This window comes from Escherichia sp. SCLE84, from assembly GCF_012584495.1.
Taxonomy (GTDB): domain Bacteria; phylum Pseudomonadota; class Gammaproteobacteria; order Enterobacterales; family Enterobacteriaceae; genus ECMA0423.
Genome location: NZ_CP051430.1, coordinates 3,307,699 through 3,328,790, shown reverse-complemented (window position 1 = coordinate 3,328,790; position 21,092 = coordinate 3,307,699). Strand labels below are relative to the sequence as shown.

Here is a 21,092-nt window from a genome sequence, read left to right as displayed (position 1 = left end):
TATAATAAGCTCGTATGTAGGCTTTATTTCGCTAATCACATACGAAAGATACTCATGGCTCAAGGCACGCTTTATATTGTTTCTGCCCCCAGTGGCGCGGGTAAATCCAGCCTGATTCAGGCTTTATTAAAAACCCAACCGTTGTATGACACCCAGGTTTCTGTTTCACACACCACACGCCAACCGCGTCCTGGTGAAGTCCACGGTGAACATTATTTCTTTGTTAATCATGATGAATTTAAAGAAATGATTAGCAGAGATGCGTTCCTCGAACACGCAGAAGTTTTTGGTAATTACTATGGCACTTCGCGTGAGGCCATTGAGCAAGTACTGGCGACCGGTGTCGATGTTTTTCTCGATATCGACTGGCAGGGCGCGCAGCAAATTCGCCAGAAAATGCCGCACGCGCGGAGTATCTTTATTTTACCGCCGTCCAAAATTGAACTGGACCGCCGTCTACGCGGTCGCGGTCAGGACAGCGAAGAGGTCATTGCAAAGCGTATGGCGCAAGCTGTTGCAGAAATGAGCCATTACGCCGAATATGATTATCTGATTGTGAATGATGACTTCGATACCGCGTTGACCGATTTGAAGACCATTATTCGCGCCGAACGTCTGCGCATGAGCCGCCAAAAGCAGCGTCATGACGCTTTAATCAGCAAATTGTTGGCAGACTGAACCTGATTTCAGTATCATGCCCAGTCATTTCTTCACCTGTGGAGCTTTTTAAGTATGGCACGCGTAACTGTTCAGGACGCTGTAGAGAAAATTGGTAACCGTTTTGACCTGGTACTGGTCGCCGCGCGTCGCGCTCGTCAGATGCAGGTAGGCGGAAAGGATCCGCTGGTACCGGAAGAAAACGATAAAACCACTGTAATCGCGCTGCGCGAAATCGAAGAAGGTCTGATCAACAACCAGATCCTCGACGTTCGCGAACGCCAGGAACAGCAAGAGCAGGAAGCCGCTGAATTACAAGCCGTTACCGCTATTGCTGAAGGTCGTCGTTAATCACAAAGCGGGTCGCCCTTGTATCTGTTTGAAAGCCTGAATCAACTGATTCAAACCTACCTGCCGGAAGACCAAATCAAGCGTCTGCGGCAGGCGTATCTCGTTGCACGTGATGCTCACGAGGGGCAAACACGTTCAAGCGGTGAACCCTATATCACGCACCCGGTAGCGGTTGCCTGCATTCTGGCCGAGATGAAACTCGACTATGAAACGCTGATGGCGGCGCTGCTGCATGACGTGATTGAAGATACTCCCGCCACCTACCAGGACATGGAACAGCTTTTTGGTAAAAGCGTCGCCGAGCTGGTAGAGGGGGTGTCGAAACTTGATAAACTCAAGTTCCGCGATAAGAAAGAGGCGCAGGCCGAAAACTTTCGCAAGATGATTATGGCAATGGTGCAGGATATCCGCGTCATCCTCATCAAACTTGCCGACCGTACCCACAACATGCGCACGCTGGGCTCACTTCGCCCGGACAAACGTCGCCGCATCGCCCGTGAAACTCTCGAAATTTATAGCCCGCTGGCGCACCGTTTAGGTATCCACCACATTAAAACCGAACTCGAAGAGCTGGGTTTTGAGGCGCTGTATCCCAATCGTTACCGCGTAATTAAAGAAGTGGTGAAAGCCGCGCGCGGCAACCGTAAAGAGATGATCCAAAAAATCCTCTCTGAAATCGAAGGGCGTTTGCAGGAAGCGGGAATACCGTGCCGCGTCAGTGGTCGCGAAAAGCATCTTTATTCGATTTACTGCAAAATGGTGCTCAAAGAGCAGCGTTTTCACTCAATCATGGACATCTACGCTTTCCGCGTGATCGTCAATGATTCTGACACCTGTTATCGCGTGCTGGGCCAGATGCACAGCCTGTACAAGCCGCGTCCGGGTCGCGTGAAAGACTATATCGCCATTCCTAAAGCGAACGGCTATCAGTCGTTGCACACCTCGATGATTGGCCCGCACGGCGTGCCGGTTGAGGTCCAGATCCGTACCGAAGATATGGATCAGATGGCGGAGATGGGTGTTGCCGCGCACTGGGCTTATAAAGAGCACGGCGAAACCAGTACTACCGCACAAATCCGCGCCCAGCGCTGGATGCAAAGCCTGCTGGAGCTGCAACAGAGCGCCGGTAGTTCGTTTGAATTTATCGAGAGCGTTAAATCCGATCTCTTCCCGGATGAGATTTACGTTTTCACACCGGAAGGGCGCATTGTCGAGCTGCCTGCCGGTGCAACGCCCGTCGACTTCGCTTATGCAGTGCATACCGATATCGGCCATGCCTGCGTGGGCGCACGCGTCGACCGCCAGCCTTACCCGCTGTCGCAGCCGCTTACTAGCGGTCAGACCGTTGAAATCATTACCGCTCCGGGCGCTCGCCCGAATGCCGCTTGGCTGAACTTTGTCGTTAGCTCGAAAGCGCGCGCCAAAATTCGTCAGTTGCTGAAAAACCTCAAGCGTGATGATTCTGTAAGCCTGGGCCGTCGTCTGCTCAACCATGCTTTGGGTGGTAGCCGTAAGCTCAATGAAATCCCGCAGGAAAATATTCAGCGCGAGCTGGATCGCATGAAGCTGGCAACGCTTGACGATCTGCTGGCAGAAATCGGACTTGGTAACGCAATGAGCGTGGTGGTCGCGAAAAATCTGCAACATGGGGACGCCTCCATTCCACCGGCAACCCAAAGCCACGGACATCTGCCCATTAAAGGTGCCGATGGCGTGCTGATCACCTTTGCGAAATGCTGCCGCCCTATTCCTGGCGACCCGATTATCGCCCACGTCAGCCCCGGTAAAGGTCTGGTGATCCACCATGAATCCTGCCGTAACATCCGTGGCTACCAGAAAGAGCCAGAGAAGTTTATGGCTGTGGAATGGGATAAAGAGACGGCGCAGGAGTTCATCACCGAAATCAAGGTGGAGATGTTCAATCATCAGGGCGCGCTGGCAAACCTGACGGCGGCAATTAACACCACGACTTCGAATATTCAAAGTTTGAATACGGAAGAGAAAGATGGTCGCGTCTACAGCGCCTTTATTCGTCTGACCGCCCGTGACCGTGTGCATCTGGCGAATATCATGCGCAAAATCCGCGTGATGCCAGACGTGATTAAAGTCACCCGAAACCGAAATTAATGTTTTATGAACCCAACACGTTATGCACGCATCTGCGAAATGCTCGCCAGGCGGCAGCCTGATCTGACCGTCTGCATGGAGCAGGTCCACAAACCTCATAACGTTTCTGCGATTATTCGTACCGCAGATGCCGTTGGCGTACATGAAGTTCACGCCGTCTGGCCTGGTAGCCGCATGCGCACCATGGCTTCGGCAGCGGCGGGTAGTAACAGCTGGGTACAGGTGAAAACACACCGCACCATTGGCGATGCCGTCGCTCATCTCAAAGGCCAGGGCATGCAGATTCTGGCAACCCATCTTTCTGATAACGCTGTCGATTTCCGCGAAATTGATTACACTCGCCCGACCTGCATTTTGATGGGACAGGAGAAAACGGGCATCACGCAGGAAGCATTGGCCCTGGCGGATCAGGACATCATCATTCCGATGATCGGCATGGTGCAGTCGCTGAATGTTTCCGTTGCCTCAGCCCTCATTCTTTACGAAGCCCAGCGTCAGCGGCAAAATGCAGGCATGTACCTGCGTGAAAACAGCATGTTGCCGGAAGCAGAGCAACAACGCCTGTTGTTTGAAGGCGGCTATCCGGTGCTGGCGAAAGTCGCAAAACGCAAAGGCCTGCCTTATCCCCACGTCAATCAGCAAGGCGAGATCGAAGCTGATGCCGACTGGTGGGCTACTATGCAGGCTGCAGGGTAAGTGCCATGAAAGGTCGCCTGTTAGATGCTGTCCCACTCAGTTCCCTAACGGGCGTTGGCGCAGCACTTAGTAACAAACTGGCGAAAATCAACCTGCATACCGTGCAGGATCTACTCTTACACCTTCCCCTGCGCTACGAAGATCGCACCCATCTCTACCCCATCGGAGAACTACTGCCGGGCGTTTATGCCACGGTGGAAGGCGAAGTGCTGAACTGCAATATCTCCTTCGGCGGTCGGCGGATGATGACCTGCCAGATCAGCGACGGTTCCGGCATCCTCACCATGCGCTTTTTCAATTTCAGCGCGGCAATGAAAAATAGCCTGGCGACGGGCCGCCGTGTACTGGCTTATGGCGAAGCAAAGCGCGGTAAATATGGTGCGGAGATGATCCACCCGGAATACCGCGTGCAGGGCGATCTCAGCACGCCAGAATTACAGGAAACGCTCACGCCGGTTTATCCAACAACGGAAGGCGTAAAGCAGGCCACGCTGCGTAAATTAACCGACCAGGCGCTGGATCTGCTCGACACCTGCGCCATTGAAGAACTCCTGCCGCCGGAACTGTCACAAGGAATGATGACGCTACCGGAAGCGTTGCGCACTTTGCACCGCCCGCCACCGACGCTACAGCTTAGCGATCTGGAAACCGGGCAGCATCCGGCGCAACGTCGTCTGATTCTGGAAGAACTGCTGGCGCACAACCTCAGCATGTTAGCCTTACGTGCCGGAGCACAGCGTTTTCATGCCCAGCCGCTGAGCGCCAATGACACGCTGAAAAATAAACTCCTCGCCGCCTTACCGTTCAAGCAAACGGGCGCACAGGCACGCGTAGTGGCGGAGATCGAGCGCGATATGGCGCTGGATGTGCCGATGATGCGTCTGGTGCAGGGCGATGTAGGTTCCGGTAAAACGCTGGTCGCCGCCCTCGCCGCGTTGCGTGCGATTGCCCACGGCAAACAGGTAGCATTGATGGCACCAACCGAATTACTCGCCGAGCAGCACGCCAATAACTTCCGCAACTGGTTTGAACCGCTCGGTATCGAAGTGGGCTGGCTCGCCGGTAAGCAGAAAGGCAAAGCGCGACTGTCTCAGCAGGAAGCCATCGCCAGCGGTCAGGTGCAGATGATTGTTGGTACGCACGCCATCTTCCAGGAACAGGTGCAGTTTAACGGTCTGGCGCTGGTGATTATCGACGAACAACATCGCTTTGGCGTGCATCAGCGTCTGGCGTTATGGGAGAAAGGCCAGCAGCAAGGCTTCCATCCGCATCAGTTGATCATGACCGCCACGCCGATCCCCCGCACGCTGGCAATGACTGCGTATGCCGATCTCGATACCTCGGTGATAGATGAGCTGCCGCCAGGCCGCACGCCAGTGACTACGGTCGCTATTCCTGATACCCGCCGTACCGACATCATTGACCGCGTGCGCCACGCCTGCATAACTGAAGGTCGTCAGGCGTACTGGGTTTGTACGTTGATTGAAGAGTCGGAATTGCTGGAAGCGCAGGCGGCGGAAGCTACCTGGGAAGAGTTGAAACTGGCGCTACCAGAGTTGAACGTTGGCCTGGTACACGGGCGGATGAAACCTGCCGAGAAACAGGCGGTGATGGCGTCGTTTAAACAAGGTGAGCTACACCTGCTGGTTGCCACAACCGTTATTGAAGTCGGCGTTGATGTGCCTAACGCCAGTCTGATGATTATCGAAAACCCGGAGCGTCTGGGTCTGGCGCAGTTACACCAGCTTCGCGGGCGTGTAGGTCGTGGTGCGGTGGCTTCTCACTGCGTGCTGCTCTACAAAACGCCGCTCTCCAAAACCGCGCAAATTCGGCTGCAAGTGCTGCGCGACAGCAACGACGGTTTTGTGATTGCACAGAAAGACTTAGAGATTCGCGGACCGGGTGAACTGTTAGGTACGCGTCAGACGGGTAATGCTGAGTTTAAAGTGGCGGATTTACTGCGCGATCAGGCGATGATCCCGGAAGTTCAGCGCCTGGCGCGACATATTCACGAACGTTACCCACAACAAGCAAAAGCCCTGATAGAACGCTGGATGCCGGAGACGGAACGTTACTCCAACGCATGACCAGACTCATCACAAGACAAGTCACGCAGTAAATCTTCAATCTGGATAGTGAGGATATCCATTGCCTCATACGCATCCTGTGCAATTCGCGCCGCCATTGCGCCTTCCGGTTCACCACGCAGAATTTCAGCCGCTGCCTGTACGCCAGCCACAATCATTTCAGGTGTTAACATTTGGCGAAGAAAAGCGCGATTATCAGAGGACCAGCCATCTTTATGGCCTAATGGATGCCCCCAGCCTATCCATTCTTGCGACCATAACGGATTGGCTTCTATGGGATAAATTAGATGCGCGGCATACTGAATAGCACACACCGCTTTTCCTGGCGTATCCAGCGCCCACCAGCGCGACCAGAGAGAACGAATTAACGGCGCGGCCCCACCCAGAGTATTGAACACCGCCAGCCAGCAAAGAACGTTATTGAAACCACGCTCGTTATCCATACGCTGCAACGCGGTGTCCAGTAAAAATTGCCGTACCTGCTGGCGTTGGGAAGCATTCATCATCTCCTGCCAGAGATAGGGCCGACACAATGCCTTCATTAAGGATTCTTCGAAGTGATCACCATAACCGCCAGCTAAAACGGTTTCATGCCATTGCGCCAGGCAGAGCGGAAACAGATAGCGAAACAACTCTATTTGCATCGGTTCGTTATAAACGAGATTGAGTACATAGTAAGCACTCAAATCCCATTCGCTGATCTGCTGCCACTCTTTAGCCGCCAGCGCCTTGAGTTCGGCATCTGCGTAATCAAATTCCGTTTCCCATACACAGAGCACTGGCGGCTCATCACCAAAAATATGGCGACAGTGTTCACGTAGCGTTTCCGGTTCCTTCCGACGCTTTTTCATTTTTAACCGGCAAAAATCGGCAACATTAAATACAGCTTAATCACCAGCGCATTGACGATATCGATAAAGAACGCACCGACCATCGGCACCACCAAAAACGCCATGTGCGACGGGCCAAAGCGTTCAGTGATCGCCTGCATGTTGGCGATTGCCGTTGGCGTTGCACCGAGGCCAAAACCACAGTGACCCGCAGCCAGCACTGCCGCATCGTAGTTTTTGCCCATCATGCGCCAGGTAACGAAGATGGCATACAACGCCATGAAGATGGTCTGTACCACCAGAATCGCCAGCATCGGCAGCGCCAGCGAAGCCAGCTCCCACAGTTTCAGCCCCATCAGCGCCATCGCCAGGAACAACGACAGGCTTACGTTACCCAGCACGGATACCGCACGCTCAAAGACGCGGTAAAAGCCCATCATTGACAGACCGTTGCTCAGAATCACGCCAACAAACAGTACACAGACGAAGGTCGGCAGTTCAAAAGCAGTGCCAGCCAAAAGTTGCGCAACAATTTTCCCCACCGTCAGGCAGATAGCAATCAGCGCGATAGTTTCAATCAGCACCAGCGAGGTGATCATGCGTCCCACATCCGGCTTTTCAAACGCCGTCGGGACTTCCTGGTCATCCGGAATACCGTTCGGCGTGGTGGAGTGTTTCACCAGATAGCGCGCCACCGGACCGCCAATCAAGCCGCCCAGCACCAGACCGAACGTTGCACAGGCCATCGCCACTTCCGTCGCATTGGTGAAGCCATAACGTTCAATGAACAATTTACTCCACGCAGCGCCCGTACCGTGACCGCCGGAAAGCGTAATAGAACCGGCCAACAGCCCCATCAGCGGATCAAGCCCTAACAGGCTAGCCATACCAATGCCAATGGCATTTTGCATCACCAACAGACCAACAACCACAATCAAGAAGATGCCAACCACACGCCCACCGGCACGCAAACTGGCAATGTTGGCGTTCAGGCCAATGGTGGCGAAGAAAGCCAGCATTAACGGATCGCGCAGGGACATATCAAAGTTGACTTCCCAGCCCATGCTTTTTTTCAGTACTAGTAGCGCCAGCGCCACCAACAAACCACCCGCAACAGGTTCCGGTATGGTGTATTTCTTCAAAAAGGAGACGGAATGGACCAACTTACGCCCGAGCAGCAACGTCAGCGTTGCGGCAACAAGCGTTGCTAAAGTATCGAGATGAAACATAGTTACTCCTTTGTATCCGCATCACTCTTTCATACTCGTCATACTTCATCGCGCAGTGGCAACTTCATGAACTATGACGGGTATCGAGTTATGCTTTCCTGGGTCAAATTCTCAGCTGTTAATGAACAAATGGCATGGATTTTAAGCAGAAAAATACCAAAAGTTATATAAAAAAGTGCATTTATCTCATTTAAATATTTAGATGAGGATGTGGCAAACGTTTGCTTTTCTCTTTCGGTCAGCTAAAATGCCCGCTTTGCTACCACGGGATTGTTTTCGATGTCTGTTTCCACCCTCGAGTCAGAAAATGCGCAACCGGTTGCGCAGACTCAAAACAGCGAACTGATTTACCGTCTTGAAGATCGTCCGCCGCTTCCTCAAACCCTGTTTGCCGCCTGTCAGCATCTGCTGGCGATGTTCGTTGCGGTGATCACGCCAGCGCTATTAATCTGCCAGGCGCTGGGTTTACCGGCACAAGACACGCAACACATTATTAGTATGTCGCTGTTTGCCTCCGGTGTGGCATCGATTATTCAAATTAAGGCCTGGGGTCCGGTTGGCTCCGGGCTGTTGTCTATTCAGGGCACCAGCTTCAACTTTGTTGCCCCGCTGATTATGGGCGGTACCGCGCTGAAAACCGGTGGTGCTGATGTTCCTACCATGATGGCGGCTTTGTTCGGCACGTTGATGCTGGCAAGTTGCACCGAGATGGTGATCTCCCGCGTTCTGCATCTGGCGCGCCGCATTATTACGCCGCTGGTTTCTGGCGTTGTGGTGATGATTATCGGCCTGTCGCTAATTCAGGTTGGGTTAACGTCCATTGGCGGCGGTTACGCAGCCATGAGCGATAACACCTTCGGCGCACCGAAAAATCTGCTGCTGGCAGGCGTGGTCTTAGCCTTAATTATCCTGCTTAACCGTCAACGTAACCCTTACTTACGCGTGCCCTCACTGGTGATTGCGATGGCGGCCGGATATGCGCTGGCGTGGTTTATGGGCATGTTGCCAGAAAGCAACGAACCGATGACGCAAGAACTGATTATGGTGCCAACGCCGCTCTATTACGGTCTTGGCATTGAATGGAGTCTGCTGCTGCCGCTGATGCTGGTCTTTATGATCACTTCGCTGGAAACCATTGGCGATATCACGGCGACCTCTGACGTTTCCGAACAGCCAGTGTCCGGTCCGCTGTACATGAAACGCCTGAAAGGCGGCGTGCTGGCAAACGGCCTGAACTCGTTTGTTTCGGCGGTGTTTAACACCTTCCCGAACTCCTGCTTCGGGCAAAACAACGGAGTGATCCAGTTGACTGGTGTTGCCAGCCGCTATGTCGGTTTTGTCGTCGCGCTGATGTTGATCGTGCTGGGTCTGTTCCCGGCAGTGAGCGGTTTTGTACAACACATTCCAGAACCGGTTCTGGGCGGCGCAACGCTTGTAATGTTTGGCACCATCGCCGCCTCCGGTGTGCGTATCGTTTCTCGTGAGCCGCTGAACCGTCGGGCGATTCTGATTATCGCGCTGTCGCTGGCGGTTGGTCTGGGCGTGTCTCAGCAGCCGCTGATTTTGCAGTTTGCCCCTGAATGGCTGAAAAACCTGCTCTCCTCCGGGATCGCCGCGGGCGGTATTACTGCCATCGTGCTGAATCTGATTTTCCCACCAGAAAAACAGTAATTCACTGGCGGCGGTAAGATAATTACCGCCGCAGTCTCACCTCTTTCACCATTCCCGCCTTGAGGATTGCGCGTAAATCGTGCATAACTCCCTTATGTGCATTTCACGGGATGGAAGACCATGAAATTTATTGGGAAGCTGCTTCTCTACATTCTCATCGCTCTGTTAGTGGTGATCGCTGGCCTCTATTTTCTTCTGCAAACCCGCTGGGGAGCAGAACATATCAGCGCATGGGTTTCCGAGAATAGCGACTATCATCTGGCCTTCGGGGCGATGGATCACCGTTTTTCCGCGCCATCTCATATCGTGCTGGAGAACGTCACGTTTGGTCGTGATGGTCAGCCCGCGACCCTGGTGGCAAAAAGTGTCGACATTGCGCTAAGCAGTCGGCAACTGACCGAACCACGCCATGTCGATACCATCCTGCTGGAAAACGGGACGCTGAATCTCACCGACCAGACCGCGCCGCTACCGTTCAAAGCCGATCGTCTGCAACTGCGTGATATGGCGTTTAATAGCCCGAATAGCGAATGGAAACTGAGCGCGCAGCGGGTAAATGGCGGCGTGGTTCCGTGGTCACCAGAAGCCGGTAAAGTGCTGGGTACGAAGGCGCAGATTCAGTTTAGTGCCGGATCGCTTTCGCTCAATGATGTTCCTGCCACCAATGTACTGATTGAAGGCAGTATTGATAACGATCGCGTTACGCTGACTAACCTGGGTGCCGACATCGCCCGCGGGACATTAACCGGAAACGCGCAGCGTAACGCCGACGGCAGCTGGCAAGTGGAAAATCTGCGCATGGCGGATATCCGTCTACAAAGCGAAAAATCGCTAACCGACTTCTTTGCGCCATTACGCTCTGTCCCGTCGTTGCAGATTGGTCGCCTGGAAGAGATCGATGCTCGTTTGCAAGGTCCGGACTGGGCGGTGACCGACCTCGATCTCAGCTTGCGCAACATGACCTTCAGTAAAGATGACTGGCAGACACAAGAAGGCAAACTGTCGATGAACGCCAGCGAGTTCATTTATGGTTCGCTGCATTTATTTGACCCGATTATAAACGCGGAATTTTCCCCGCAGGGCGTAGCGCTGCGCCAGTTCACCAGCCGCTGGGAAGGGGGTATGGTCAGAACGTCAGGGAACTGGCTGCGTGACGGGAAAACGTTGATCCTTGATGATGCGGCAATTGCCGGGCTGGAATATACCTTGCCGAAAAACTGGCAACAGTTGTGGATGGAAACGACACCCGGTTGGTTAAACAGCCTGCAACTGAAGAGATTTAGCGCCAGCCGCAATCTGATCATTGATATCGACCCTGACTTCCCGTGGCAGCTCACCGCGCTCGATGGTTACGGTGCCAACCTGACGCTGGTTACCGATCATAAATGGGGCGTCTGGAGTGGCTCGGCGAATCTGAATGCCGCCGCCGCGACATTCAATCGTGTTGATGTTCGTCGCCCGTCGCTGGCGCTGACCGCCAACAGCAGCACGGTGAATATCAGCGAACTGAGTGCATTTACTGAAAAAGGCATTCTGGAAGCCACCGCCAGTGTTTCACAAACGCCACAACGTCAGACACATATCAGCCTGAATGGACGCGGTGTGCCGGTGAATATTTTGCAACAGTGGGGATGGCCTAAATTACCGTTGACTGGCGACGGCAATATTCAGCTTACCGCCAGTGGCGATATTCAGGCCAATGTCCCGTTGAAACCTACGGTTAGCGGGCAATTGCATGCCGTGAACGCCGCAAAGCAGCAAGTGACTCAAACCATGAATGCTGGCATCGTTTCCAGCGGTGAAGTTACATCGACGGAGCCGGTGCGGTAAACATCAATCTCGCCGGGTACGACTCAGACGTACCCGGCATTCCATCAATAGATTACAACGTAATTGTCAGCGCATTCCCTTGAGGCTTCACCACCAGCCCCTGCTCACTTTCAGCCTGCGAACCGTCTTGCAGACCATTTACTTTCACAACATTGCGCAGGCACAGCGTCCAGTTCTTCGCCTCGCCCGCACCAGTCACAGTAATCGTGTTGCCAGTACGTGCTGCTTTTAAAGTAAAGATCACCGATCCGTCAGTAGCGGGCACTTCACAGACGGCTTCATGCCCGTCTTGCAGATTAAAGAGGTGGAATGCCGTGCCTTCGTGCCACACGTAATCGGGACGTTGATCGTTGTTGCCCAGCGCCAGTAGAGTGTTATCACGCACATAAACGGGCAGACTCAGGAAGCCGTGCTGCTGTTTATGCCAGCGACTACCGTCGAGTTCATCGTTGTGCCACAGGTGTGTCCAGCGACCTTCCGGCAGGTAGAACTGCACATCGCCCGCTTCAGTGAACACCGGCGCAACCATCACGTTGTCGCCTAACATGTATTGACGGTCAAGGTAATCACAAGCCGGATCGTCCGGGAACTCCATCATCATGGCCCGCATCATCGGCGTACCCCGCGCGTTCGCACGCGCAGCTTCACGATACAGATACGGCATCATGCGGCATTTCAGTTGCGTGAAGAAGCGCACCACATCACAGGACTCATCATCGTAGGCCCACGGCACACGATAAGATTTGCTACCGTGTAAACGGCTATGGCTGGAGAGCAAACCAAACGCGCACCAGCGTTTGTAAACGTGCGCCGGAGCGGTATTTTCAAAGCCGCCGATATCGTGGCTCCAGAAGCCAAAACCTGAAAGGCCAATAGACAAACCACCGCGCAGGCTTTCCGCCATTGATTCGTAGTTAGCGTAACAATCGCCACCCCAGTGTACCGGGAATTTCTGCGCACCGACGGAGGCCGAGCGGGCAAACAAGACAGCTTCTTCCTCACCAACGGTGTCCTTGAGCACGTTCCACACCAGTTCGTTGTAGATGTACGCATAATGGTTATGCATTTTCTGCGGATCGGAACCGTCAAACCACTGAACATCAGTTGGGATACGTTCGCCAAAGTCGGTCTTAAAGCAATCAACGCCCATCGCGACCAGACCTTTCAGTTTGTCGGCGTACCATTTGCAGGCATCCGGATTGGTAAAGTCATAAATCGCCAGACCTGGCTGCCATTTATCCCACTGCCATAGCGAACCGTCCGGGCGTTTGAGTAAATAGCCTTTCTCTTGTAACTCTTTAAAGACGGGGGATTTTTGACCGATATAGGGGTTAATCCAGACGCAGATTTTCAGTCCTTTCGCTTTCAGGCGGCGGATCATCCCTTCCGGGTCAGGGAAAGTCAGCGGGTCCCACTCAAAATCGCACCACTGGAAGGCTTTCATCCAGAAACAGTCAAAGTGGAAAACATGCAGCGGCAGATTGCGTTCCGCCATACCATCGATAAAGCTGTTTACCGTCGCTTCGTCGTAGTTGGTGGTAAATGAAGTGGTTAGCCACAGGCCGAAGGACCACGCGGGCGGCAGCGCCGGACGACCAGTAAAGCGGGTATAACGATCAAGTACCGCTTTCGGCGTCGGGCCGTCGATAACAAAGTATTCGAGATATTCACTCTCAACGCTGAACTGCACTTTGGAGACTTTCTCCGATCCCACTTCAAAAGAGACACACTGGGGATGATTGACCAGTACCCCATAACCACGGTTAGTCATGTAGAACGGGATATTTTTATACGCCTGTTCAGTACTTGTGCCGCCGTCCCGGTTCCAGGTCTCTACCGTCTGGCCATTGCGCACCAGGGCAGTAAAGCGCTCTCCCAGACCGTAAACTGTTTCGCCAACGCCAAGATCAAGCCGCTCAAACATATAATTGCGTTGATTATTCGTGTCCTGCACGTAGCCATTATTTTTCACCTGACTACCGGTAATACGTTCGCCGTTGCGCAGAAAATCCAGTGACCAGAACTCACCTTTGCTGACACGCGCGCTTAAGTTGCCACTTTTAAACTCAGCATAACGTTCTGTGTTTTCGATTGTGACCTTCACGTCCTGCAAAATATTGAGCGGATAATGAGGACCGTTATTCAGCGCCCCCTGAAAATGCTCAATCCGCACACCGACAATACCTTCCTGTGGGGAGAAAAAGCGCAACGTAAATAAAGGCGTATCAAGCTGCCAGGTACGTTCACGCACATCACGGGGGGCAGCATAGACCACCATTTCATTATCCTGCTGTTCAACCTCGAACACCTGAAGCGGGTGAATCAAATTGAGGCCAGGTTGAATCAACCAGTTTCCATCGCTAATTTTCATTGCCGTTCCTTAGTTCTGCACTTCTTGAGAGGTGAATTGTTGCTGGCAACGGCGTTTACCCTGAGCCAGCTGTTCCATAACGGTTTTCAGATTGTGCGTCGTGAGTGAGTAGTAGCGTTTAGCGATAATCGCGCTCAGCAAATAACAGATCGCCGGAACAATCGTGAATAGCGCAATAATGATGCTAATCGTGGCGCTGTTCTGCGCTTTTTCTGCCGCATCATATCCGCCATAAGCCAGCATCCAGCCGATAAGAGCGCCGCCGAAGGCCAACCCCAGTTTGAGCACAAACAGCGTGCCAGCAAAACTGATCCCGGTCAGGCGTTTACCATTGCACCACTCGCCGTAGTCGACGGTATCGGACATCATTACCCACTGGATAGGTGTCACCAGTTGATGCAACACACCAATCACGAAGATGAAGACAAACATAGTGATGCTGGCCTGCATGGGAACAAAGAACATCGCGAGGCTAATCACTGCCAGCAGGGCGTTCGTCCACCAGAAGATAGTGACTTTACATTTCCAGTCGGTCAGAGGTTTTGCCAGTGCGGAACCAATCAGGTTACCCACGCAATAAGTGGTGAGAAAAGCGACAAACACTTCCGGCGTGCCCAAAATCCATGTGACGTAATACATCATCGCCCCACCGCGTACGCACACCGCCAGGATATTGAAAATGGTTAGTAAACCGACAATCCGCCACTGGTCGTTTTGCCAGATATCACGTAAATCTTCCCGCATAGACGTTGTTGTAGGTGGTGCTTCAACGCGTTCTTTAGTGGTGAAGAAACAAAATGCCAGCATCATGAATGCCACCACGGAAAGGACCGCGATACCGCCCTGGAAACCGAGTGGTTTATTATCACCGCCAATTAAATTAACCAGTGGCATCATCAGAACAGTAGAAAGCATGCCTCCCGCGGTCGCCAGCACAAAACGCCAGGATTGCAGCGAGATACGCTGAGTCGGGTCATTGGTGATTACACCACCCAATGCGCAGTAAGGGATATTGACGACGGTATAAAGTAAGGTAAGTAGGGTGTAAGTAATTGCTGCATAGATCATTTTGCCGTTCATACTGAGATCTGGCGTGCTATAGGCCAGTACACAGACGATCCCGAATGGCAGTGCGCCAAACAGTACCCACGGACGAAATTTACCCCAGCGAGAGCGCGTTCGATCGGCCAACAACCCCATGCAAGGATCGGAAATCGCATCCAGTGCACGAGCGACCAAAAACATGGTTCCGACAAAACCGGCAGGAATGCCAAAAATATCGGTATAAAAGAACATCATATATAACATTACGTTATCGAAAATAATGTGGCTGGCGGCGTCTCCCATGCCATAACCAATTTTCTCTTTAACGGACAACACTTCACTCTTCATCTGCTTTTCCTTGATGCTATAGGGGTGCTGAGACCGATAACGCATTTTGTAAACCATCCCTGTGAGAGCGAATATTCCGATATCTGGTTATTAATTTATGATTCTTGTTTTATGTGATCGTGGTAGCGTTAATTTCGCTCATATATCATTGTAAAATATAGGTTTTATATGAACTATAATGCTTTCGTGATAATACGCTGCGTGTATTAGGCGGAAAAAACTGATCTGGGGGATGTAGAAACTCAAGGAAGTAGCTATAATGCGCCCCGCCTCCATGTAGCAATCGAGGCGCGGAAGATCGTCGTCTCCGGTGAGGCGGCTGGACTTCAAATCCAGTTGGGGCCGCCAGCGGTCCCGGGCAGGTTCGACTCCTGTGATCTTCCGCCAAAATGCCTCTCCTGACGTTCTCCAACCCCTTGTAATACTGTCAATCCAGATATTTTCTACTGCTCAATATTCAATCGGCTTCAGGAATACCTGGTCTAAGGTTTTGTGATGGACGATGAGCGGCTGAAGAATCCGCCTGTCGGTTCTTCTGTCCTCGAACGCATCCGCGATATTCACGCCAGTATGCGCCGTGTTTATTTGCAGGTGATTTGCCCCCCTGCTGACTCTCAGCCAACTGTATCGCCATTAAGGTGAAGATGTTGTTTTACTCGCCCCAGAACACCCTTTTTTATACGACTATTCTATTTCTTTAACCGCTGGCGAAAAAAACTGACTATAAACTTCACCAATAATCAGACTGCCATCAAGATTAATTTGTTCATTTAATATATCAAATCAACTTGTTTTATTTTTACTATCAAAAATAGCTCATTGCCTTACTATAATTAATATATAAATTCGGTAATTAATTCTTAACATGCTTTTGCTAATAATCTCAATTGCTGGCCCTATAATATTGCGCTAGCATTGCTTTCTGGTTGTATCAGCGATACTCAAAAATTCTTAATACAATACTCATTCGACTGGTACTTATTTGTAACTCAGTTATATTTTTTCGCCCGGTGATTCAGAAGAATGCAAAAAACGGCTACCACTCCATCAAAAATACTTGATCTCACTGCCGCGGCATTTTTACTTGTCGCCTTTCTGACGGGTATTGCGGGCGCTCTTCAGACTCCTACCCTAAGTATATTCCTCGCAGATGAACTGAAAGCCCGTCCTATAATGGTAGGTTTTTTCTTCACCGGTAGCGCTATTATGGGAATTCTGGTCAGTCAATTTCTGGCAAGGCACTCCGATAAACAAGGCGACCGTAAATTACTGATTCTGCTATGTTGCTTATTTGGAGTGCTGGCCTGCACGCTTTTTGCGTGGAATCGCAACTACTTCATTCTGCTCTCAACGGGCGTACTTCTGAGTAGTTTTGCTTCTACCGCAAACTCGCAAATGTTCGCCCTCGCCCGTGAACACGCCGACAGAACAGGCCGTGAGACGGTTATGTTCAGTACATTTTTACGTGCTCAGATCTCGCTTGCCTGGGTTATCGGGCCACCGCTTGCTTATGAACTGGCAATGGGATTTAGTTTTAAAGTGATGTATCTCACCGCTGCCATCGCATTTGTTGTTTGCGGACTGATAGTCTGGTTGTTTTTGCCATCAATACAAAGAAATATTCCTGTCGTTACCCAACCCGTAGAAATTTTACCCTCCACCCACAGGAAGCGGGATACGCGGCTACTTTTTGTGGTCTGTTCAATGATGTGGGCGGCGAATAATCTCTACATGATAAATATGCCGCTATTTATTATTGATGAACTGCATCTAACCGATAAACTGGCTGGAGAAATGATTGGTATCGCTGCCGGTCTGGAAATTCCGATGATGTTAATCGCAGGCTATTACATGAAACGTATTGGCAAGCGGCTATTAATGCTCATTGCTATCGTGAGTGGAATGTGTTTTTACGCCAGCGTACTCATGGCGACGACTCCGGCGGTTGAGCTGGAATTGCAAATTCTTAATGCCATCTTCCTTGGTATTCTCTGTGGTATCGGCATGCTTTATTTTCAGGACTTGATGCCTGAAAAAATAGGCTCTGCGACAACGTTATATGCAAATACTTCACGCGTCGGCTGGATTATCGCCGGCTCTGTTGACGGAATTATGGTTGAAATCTGGAGCTACCATGCGTTGTTCTGGCTGGCGATAGGGATGTTGGGTATTGCGATGATTTGCCTGCTGTTTATTAAAGATATTTAGCTCACCAGTCTGGGCTAAGAAAAATCGGCGTGGCGCAAACAGAGCCATCCTCGCCATTTTTGCTATCATGCCTGCATACATAAACGACAAAACAGTATGCAGAGGGAAAAATGGGTTCCACCAGAAAGGGGATGCTGAACGTTCTGATTGCCGCCGTGTTGTGGGGAAGTTCAGGGGTCTGCGCGCAATACATCATGGAGCAAAGCCAGATGTCGTCGCAGTTTTTGACTATGACGCGTTTGATATTCGCCGGTTTGATTCTACTGACGCTGTCATTTGTTCATGGCGATAAAATCTTTTCTATTATTAACAATCATAAAGATGCCATTAGCCTGCTGATTTTTTCCGTGGTTGGCGCGCTAACTGTACAGCTCACTTTTTTGCTAACCATCGAAAAATCGAACGCAGCCACGGCAACGGTGCTGCAATTCCTCTCACCGACGATTATCGTCGCCTGGTTCTCACTGGTGCATAAATCGCGCCCGGGCATTCTGGTTTTCTGCGCTATTTTGACATCGCTGGTCGGGACTTTTTTATTGGTGACACACGGTAATCCGACGTCATTATCGATCTCTCCTGCCGCGTTGTTCTGGGGCATTGCCTCGGCATTTGCTGCTGCATTCTATACCACCTATCCCTCAACGCTAATTGCCCGCTATGGCACGTTACCAGTCGTCGGCTGGAGTATGCTGATTGGCGGTCTGATTCTGTTGCCTTTTTATGCCAGACAAGGAACAAACTTTGTCGTTAACGGCAGTTTGATTCTGGCGTTTTTTTATTTGGTGGTCATTGGTACGTCCCTGACATTTAGTCTGTACCTGAAAGGAGCACAATTAATTGGCGGTCCAAAAGCCAGCATTTTGAGCTGTGCAGAACCATTAAGTAGCGCGCTACTCTCTTTGCTGTTGCTGGGGATCACGTTCACATTACCGGACTGGCTGGGAACGCTGCTGATTCTGTCATCGGTGATTTTGATTTCAATGGATTCCCGTCGCCGCGCCAGAAAAATAAATCGTCCGGCGCGGCATGAGTGAGAATTACCAGCCAGGCACCGCGCCACCGTTAAAAATGGTTTCTGCCGCTTTAGCGACTTCGGGTGATTGATAAGATTGCAGAAATTCCTTCACGTTTTCTGCATTCTTATTATCTTCCCGTGCCACCAAAATATTCACATACGGCGAATTCTTATCTTCAATAAATACGCTGTCGTGCACCGGAGAAAGCCCTGTCTGCTGAATGTAAGTGGTACTGATAATCGCTACATCAACTTTGGGATCATCCAGTACGCGCGGAAGCTGCGCCCCCTCGAGTTCCATAATCTGCAAATGACGAGGATTATCGGTTATATCCAGCGCGGTAGGTAATAACCCTTTTCCCTCTTTCAGAGTAATTAGCTTCTCTTTTTGCAACAGTAAAAGTGCGCGACCAAGGTTGGTCGGGTCGTTGGGGATCGCCACTGTCGCGCCTTCTTTTATTTGCGCCACGGTTTTGATTTTTTTGGAATAACCCGCCATAGGGAAGACAAACGTATTTCCCACCGCTACCAGTTTATAACCATGCGCCTGATTATCTTGTTCAAGAAAGGGTCGATGCTGGAAGACATTCGCATCAAGTTCGCCATGATTTGTCGCATCGTTCGGTAGCAACGAACCGCTAAATCCTACCAGTTCAACATCGAGGCCATATTTCTCTTTTGCCACCTTTTTAGCGACTTCCGCGACATCTTGTTCTGCGCCATTTATAACGCCAACTTTAATGTGTTTTGCATCGCTGCTACTCTGGTCGCAACCTGCCAGCAGAATTCCGGCCAGCAATAATGCGGCCCCTGTCCGTAGATGATGTGTTGTCAGTTTCATTTTTTTATCCTTTTATTAATGATTACCTGACTATAGCGGTAAGGTCGCTGCGGTTTAAAAAACGAAACGCTATCGATAAGAATAAAAAGGAATAAAAGTGGAATATAAAGTCTGGCACTTCTTACTGACCACGCAAGCGCGTTTCGTACAGCATGATGAGAGCGATGAAAGCAAACTACACTTATGCTTCATTCGATACACATTTGTAAAAGGTTGAATCCATGAAACCAACGACACTACTGCTTATTTTCACTTTTTTCGCTATGCCAGGCATCGTATACGCCGAGTCGCCTTTTAGCTCACTGCAGTCCGCAAAAGAGAAAACCACGGTATTACAAGATTTACGTAAAATTTGCACGCCACAGGCGTCATTATCAGATGAAGCGTGGGAAAAGTTAATGTTGTCAGATGAAAACAATAAACAACATATACGCGAGGCCATCGTGGCGATGGAACGTAATAATCAGAGCAATTATTGGGAAGCGTTGGGTAAGGTAGAATGCCCGGATATGTAAGAACAGCAACAACTACTGACCAACGCTTCTTTACCTGATATCAGGATTTCTTCATTTTCACCTTTGCAGTAACCAACAATGCAGTCAGCAACATCAATGTGCCGGACAACATCAACGGCGAAGTCAGACCAATATTATCCAGCGCATAACCGCCGATTGCCGCGCCACAGGTATTAGCAAGCTGAATAACCGCCACCTGAATAGACCCGGCTTTTTCTGCCTGATCGGCCAGCGAGCGGGTGATCCACGTTGACCAGCCGACGGGAACCAATGCAAAAGTTAGCCCCCAGATAATCGCCACGCCGGTAGCAACGATTTTATCGCTTCCCCACAACGTCAGTACCAACGCACTCACAGCCAGTATTAACGGCGCGCCTGCTAAGGCCAGTTTTACCGAACGTTTAAGAATGAACGACGAAAGCGACGTACCAATAAAGCTGGCGATACCAAAACTCAACAGCACCAGCGTTAAGCCATCCACGCCGAATCCCGCCAGGTTCATATACACCGGGCGAATATACGTGAAGAAAGCAAACTGCCCGGCGAAAGACATGAAGATGGCGATCATCCCTGCCATCACACCCGGACGTTGTAATAAGCGGAAAGTATTTTGTTTCTGATGCGAGGGTTCGCCTGGCAGTGAAGGCAATGATTTGATAATCCAGAAAATACACAACACGCCCATCACCGCCGCCGCATTAAAGACATTGCGCCAACCGATAAGCTCGCCTAAAAAACTGCCCAACGGCGCGGCAATCACCAGCGCAATAGAAACCGCGCCGAAGATCACCGACAGCGCCTTCGGCACCGTACGCGGCGGTACCAGACGCATGGTCAGCGACGCCGACATCGCCCAGAACCCGCCCAGCGCCAGCCCCAGACAGGCACGACCGATTAAAAGCAAACTGAATGAGTTGGCAAAGGAAACCAGCAAACAGGAGAGCGTCAGCAAAACGGCAAACAAAATAACAACGTAGCGGCGGTCAGTGGCCTGAATTGTCTGGGTAATAAACAAACTGGCAAACATTGCCACAAAGGCGGTCACGGTCACCGATTGCCCGGCAACCCCTTCCGAAATGCCTAAATCCTGGGCCATAGGCGTCAACAAACTGACGGGCAAAAACTCAACGATAATCAGACAGGCGACGCAAAACGCCACCGAGAAAACGGCTGACCAGTTCGGTCGGGTGATGGCATCCGCGCCGCGGTTTTCGGCAATAAATTCACTCATGGTGTTACCCGTGGCATGTTTCAGGGGAAAAGCCGACCACT

The 21,092-nt window shown here is 51.3% G+C and carries 16 protein-coding genes, 1 tRNA gene and 1 pseudogene; 12 read left to right on the top strand and 6 right to left on the bottom strand.

The window, feature by feature from the left end; all coding sequences use genetic code 11:
- Positions 1-54 precede the first annotated feature (54 nt).
- The 5 genes from gmk to recG are packed head-to-tail and all read left to right on the top strand — an operon-like array spanning position 55 to position 5,918.
- A complete protein-coding gene (gmk, locus tag HGD79_RS16145) occupies positions 55-678 on the top strand; it encodes a guanylate kinase (RefSeq protein ID WP_001295237.1) in 624 nt (207 codons plus the stop codon).
- Positions 679-732: 54 nt separating this feature from the next.
- On the top strand, positions 733-1,008 hold the full coding sequence (rpoZ, locus tag HGD79_RS16140) for a DNA-directed RNA polymerase subunit omega (RefSeq protein ID WP_000135058.1): 276 nt from the start codon (positions 733-735) through the stop codon (positions 1,006-1,008).
- Between the two features lie 18 nt (positions 1,009-1,026).
- A complete protein-coding gene (gene spoT / locus HGD79_RS16135; RefSeq protein ID WP_000280488.1) occupies positions 1,027-3,135 on the top strand; it encodes a bifunctional GTP diphosphokinase/guanosine-3',5'-bis pyrophosphate 3'-pyrophosphohydrolase in 2,109 nt (702 codons plus the stop codon).
- A 6-nt stretch (positions 3,136-3,141) separates the two neighbouring features.
- Positions 3,142-3,831 (top strand): tRNA (guanosine(18)-2'-O)-methyltransferase TrmH, encoded by a 690-nt coding sequence (gene trmH / locus HGD79_RS16130; protein ID WP_001070177.1) that lies wholly within the window; start codon positions 3,142-3,144, stop codon positions 3,829-3,831.
- A gap of 5 nt (positions 3,832-3,836) precedes the next feature.
- Entirely contained in the window at positions 3,837-5,918 is a 2,082-nt protein-coding gene (recG, locus tag HGD79_RS16125; protein ID WP_000678448.1) for an ATP-dependent DNA helicase RecG, read from the top strand.
- On the opposite strand, the gene HGD79_RS16120 is transcribed toward recG, so the two are convergent.
- Both HGD79_RS16120 and gltS read right to left on the bottom strand, forming a co-directional pair.
- Complete coding sequence (locus HGD79_RS16120) at positions 5,903-6,769, bottom strand: hypothetical protein (RefSeq protein ID WP_000747329.1); 867 nt, start codon at positions 6,767-6,769, stop codon at positions 5,903-5,905. The genes recG and HGD79_RS16120 overlap by 16 nt on opposite strands.
- Positions 6,770-6,771: 2 nt before the next feature.
- Positions 6,772-7,977 carry a sodium/glutamate symporter gene (gltS, locus tag HGD79_RS16115; protein WP_000468836.1) on the bottom strand — a complete coding sequence of 402 codons (1,206 nt, stop codon included), beginning with the start codon at positions 7,975-7,977 and terminating at the stop codon, positions 6,772-6,774.
- A 279-nt stretch (positions 7,978-8,256) separates the two neighbouring features.
- On the opposite strand from gltS, the gene xanP reads away from it, so the two are divergent.
- Complete coding sequence (gene xanP / locus HGD79_RS16110; protein ID WP_168848439.1) at positions 8,257-9,648, top strand: xanthine/proton symporter XanP; 1,392 nt, start codon at positions 8,257-8,259, stop codon at positions 9,646-9,648.
- 120 nt (positions 9,649-9,768) lie between these two features.
- Positions 9,769-11,478, top strand: a complete 1,710-nt coding sequence (locus tag HGD79_RS16105) for an AsmA family protein (RefSeq protein WP_139496548.1) — start codon at positions 9,769-9,771, stop codon at positions 11,476-11,478.
- Between the two features lie 52 nt (positions 11,479-11,530).
- Here HGD79_RS16105 and yicI read toward each other — a convergent pair whose 3' ends face one another.
- Both yicI and HGD79_RS16095 read right to left on the bottom strand, forming a co-directional pair.
- Complete coding sequence (yicI, locus tag HGD79_RS16100; RefSeq protein WP_000702901.1) at positions 11,531-13,849, bottom strand: alpha-xylosidase; 2,319 nt, start codon at positions 13,847-13,849, stop codon at positions 11,531-11,533.
- A gap of 9 nt (positions 13,850-13,858) precedes the next feature.
- The gene (locus HGD79_RS16095) at positions 13,859-15,241 is read right to left on the bottom strand and encodes a glycoside-pentoside-hexuronide family transporter (protein WP_000834439.1); all 1,383 of its coding nucleotides are present in this window, start codon (positions 15,239-15,241) and stop codon (positions 13,859-13,861) included.
- 292 nt (positions 15,242-15,533) lie between these two features.
- On the opposite strand from HGD79_RS16095, the gene HGD79_RS16090 reads away from it, so the two are divergent.
- From HGD79_RS16090 to HGD79_RS16075, 4 genes and pseudogenes are all read left to right on the top strand, one after another.
- A tRNA-Sec gene (locus tag HGD79_RS16090) sits at positions 15,534-15,628 on the top strand.
- 78 nt (positions 15,629-15,706) lie between these two features.
- Positions 15,707-15,868 (top strand): annotated as a pseudogene (gene rhuM, locus HGD79_RS26680) (RhuM family protein); the annotation flags it as partial.
- A gap of 396 nt (positions 15,869-16,264) precedes the next feature.
- Entirely contained in the window at positions 16,265-17,449 is a 1,185-nt protein-coding gene (locus tag HGD79_RS16080; protein ID WP_001172889.1) for a sugar efflux transporter, read from the top strand.
- Positions 17,450-17,559: 110 nt separating this feature from the next.
- The gene (locus tag HGD79_RS16075) at positions 17,560-18,483 is read left to right on the top strand and encodes a carboxylate/amino acid/amine transporter (RefSeq protein WP_168848438.1); all 924 of its coding nucleotides are present in this window, start codon (positions 17,560-17,562) and stop codon (positions 18,481-18,483) included.
- 3 nt (positions 18,484-18,486) lie between these two features.
- On the opposite strand, the gene nlpA is transcribed toward HGD79_RS16075, so the two are convergent.
- On the bottom strand, positions 18,487-19,305 hold the full coding sequence (gene nlpA, locus HGD79_RS16070; RefSeq protein ID WP_000779426.1) for a lipoprotein NlpA: 819 nt from the start codon (positions 19,303-19,305) through the stop codon (positions 18,487-18,489).
- 221 nt (positions 19,306-19,526) lie between these two features.
- Here nlpA and yicS point away from each other — a divergent pair, with 221 nt between their 5' ends.
- The gene (gene yicS / locus HGD79_RS16065) at positions 19,527-19,820 is read left to right on the top strand and encodes a protein YicS (protein ID WP_000805509.1); all 294 of its coding nucleotides are present in this window, start codon (positions 19,527-19,529) and stop codon (positions 19,818-19,820) included.
- Positions 19,821-19,860: 40 nt separating this feature from the next.
- On the opposite strand, the gene nepI is transcribed toward yicS, so the two are convergent.
- On the bottom strand, positions 19,861-21,051 hold the full coding sequence (gene nepI / locus HGD79_RS16060; protein ID WP_001288549.1) for a purine ribonucleoside efflux pump NepI: 1,191 nt from the start codon (positions 21,049-21,051) through the stop codon (positions 19,861-19,863).
- Positions 21,052-21,092: the final 41 nt, after the last annotated feature.

Bases quoted from the DNA above. Each gene is read 5' to 3' on its own strand.
- HGD79_RS16075 (WP_168848438.1), top strand. From the start codon at position 17,560: ATGGGTTCCACCAGAAAGGGGATGCTGAACGTTCTGATTGCCGCCGTG.
- yicI (WP_000702901.1), bottom strand. From the start codon at position 13,849: ATGAAAATTAGCGATGGAAACTGGTTGATTCAACCTGGCCTCAATTTG.
- nepI (WP_001288549.1), bottom strand. From the start codon at position 21,051: ATGAGTGAATTTATTGCCGAAAACCGCGGCGCGGATGCCATCACCCGA.
- HGD79_RS16095 (WP_000834439.1), bottom strand. From the start codon at position 15,241: ATGAAGAGTGAAGTGTTGTCCGTTAAAGAGAAAATTGGTTATGGCATG.
- HGD79_RS16120 (WP_000747329.1), bottom strand. From the start codon at position 6,769: ATGAAAAAGCGTCGGAAGGAACCGGAAACGCTACGTGAACACTGTCGC.
- xanP (WP_168848439.1), top strand. From the start codon at position 8,257: ATGTCTGTTTCCACCCTCGAGTCAGAAAATGCGCAACCGGTTGCGCAG.
- gltS (WP_000468836.1), bottom strand. From the start codon at position 7,977: ATGTTTCATCTCGATACTTTAGCAACGCTTGTTGCCGCAACGCTGACG.
- recG (WP_000678448.1), top strand. From the start codon at position 3,837: ATGAAAGGTCGCCTGTTAGATGCTGTCCCACTCAGTTCCCTAACGGGC.
- nlpA (WP_000779426.1), bottom strand. From the start codon at position 19,305: ATGAAACTGACAACACATCATCTACGGACAGGGGCCGCATTATTGCTG.
- trmH (WP_001070177.1), top strand. From the start codon at position 3,142: ATGAACCCAACACGTTATGCACGCATCTGCGAAATGCTCGCCAGGCGG.
- HGD79_RS16105 (WP_139496548.1), top strand. From the start codon at position 9,769: ATGAAATTTATTGGGAAGCTGCTTCTCTACATTCTCATCGCTCTGTTA.
- rpoZ (WP_000135058.1), top strand. From the start codon at position 733: ATGGCACGCGTAACTGTTCAGGACGCTGTAGAGAAAATTGGTAACCGT.
- yicS (WP_000805509.1), top strand. From the start codon at position 19,527: ATGAAACCAACGACACTACTGCTTATTTTCACTTTTTTCGCTATGCCA.
- HGD79_RS16080 (WP_001172889.1), top strand. From the start codon at position 16,265: ATGCAAAAAACGGCTACCACTCCATCAAAAATACTTGATCTCACTGCC.
- gmk (WP_001295237.1), top strand. From the start codon at position 55: ATGGCTCAAGGCACGCTTTATATTGTTTCTGCCCCCAGTGGCGCGGGT.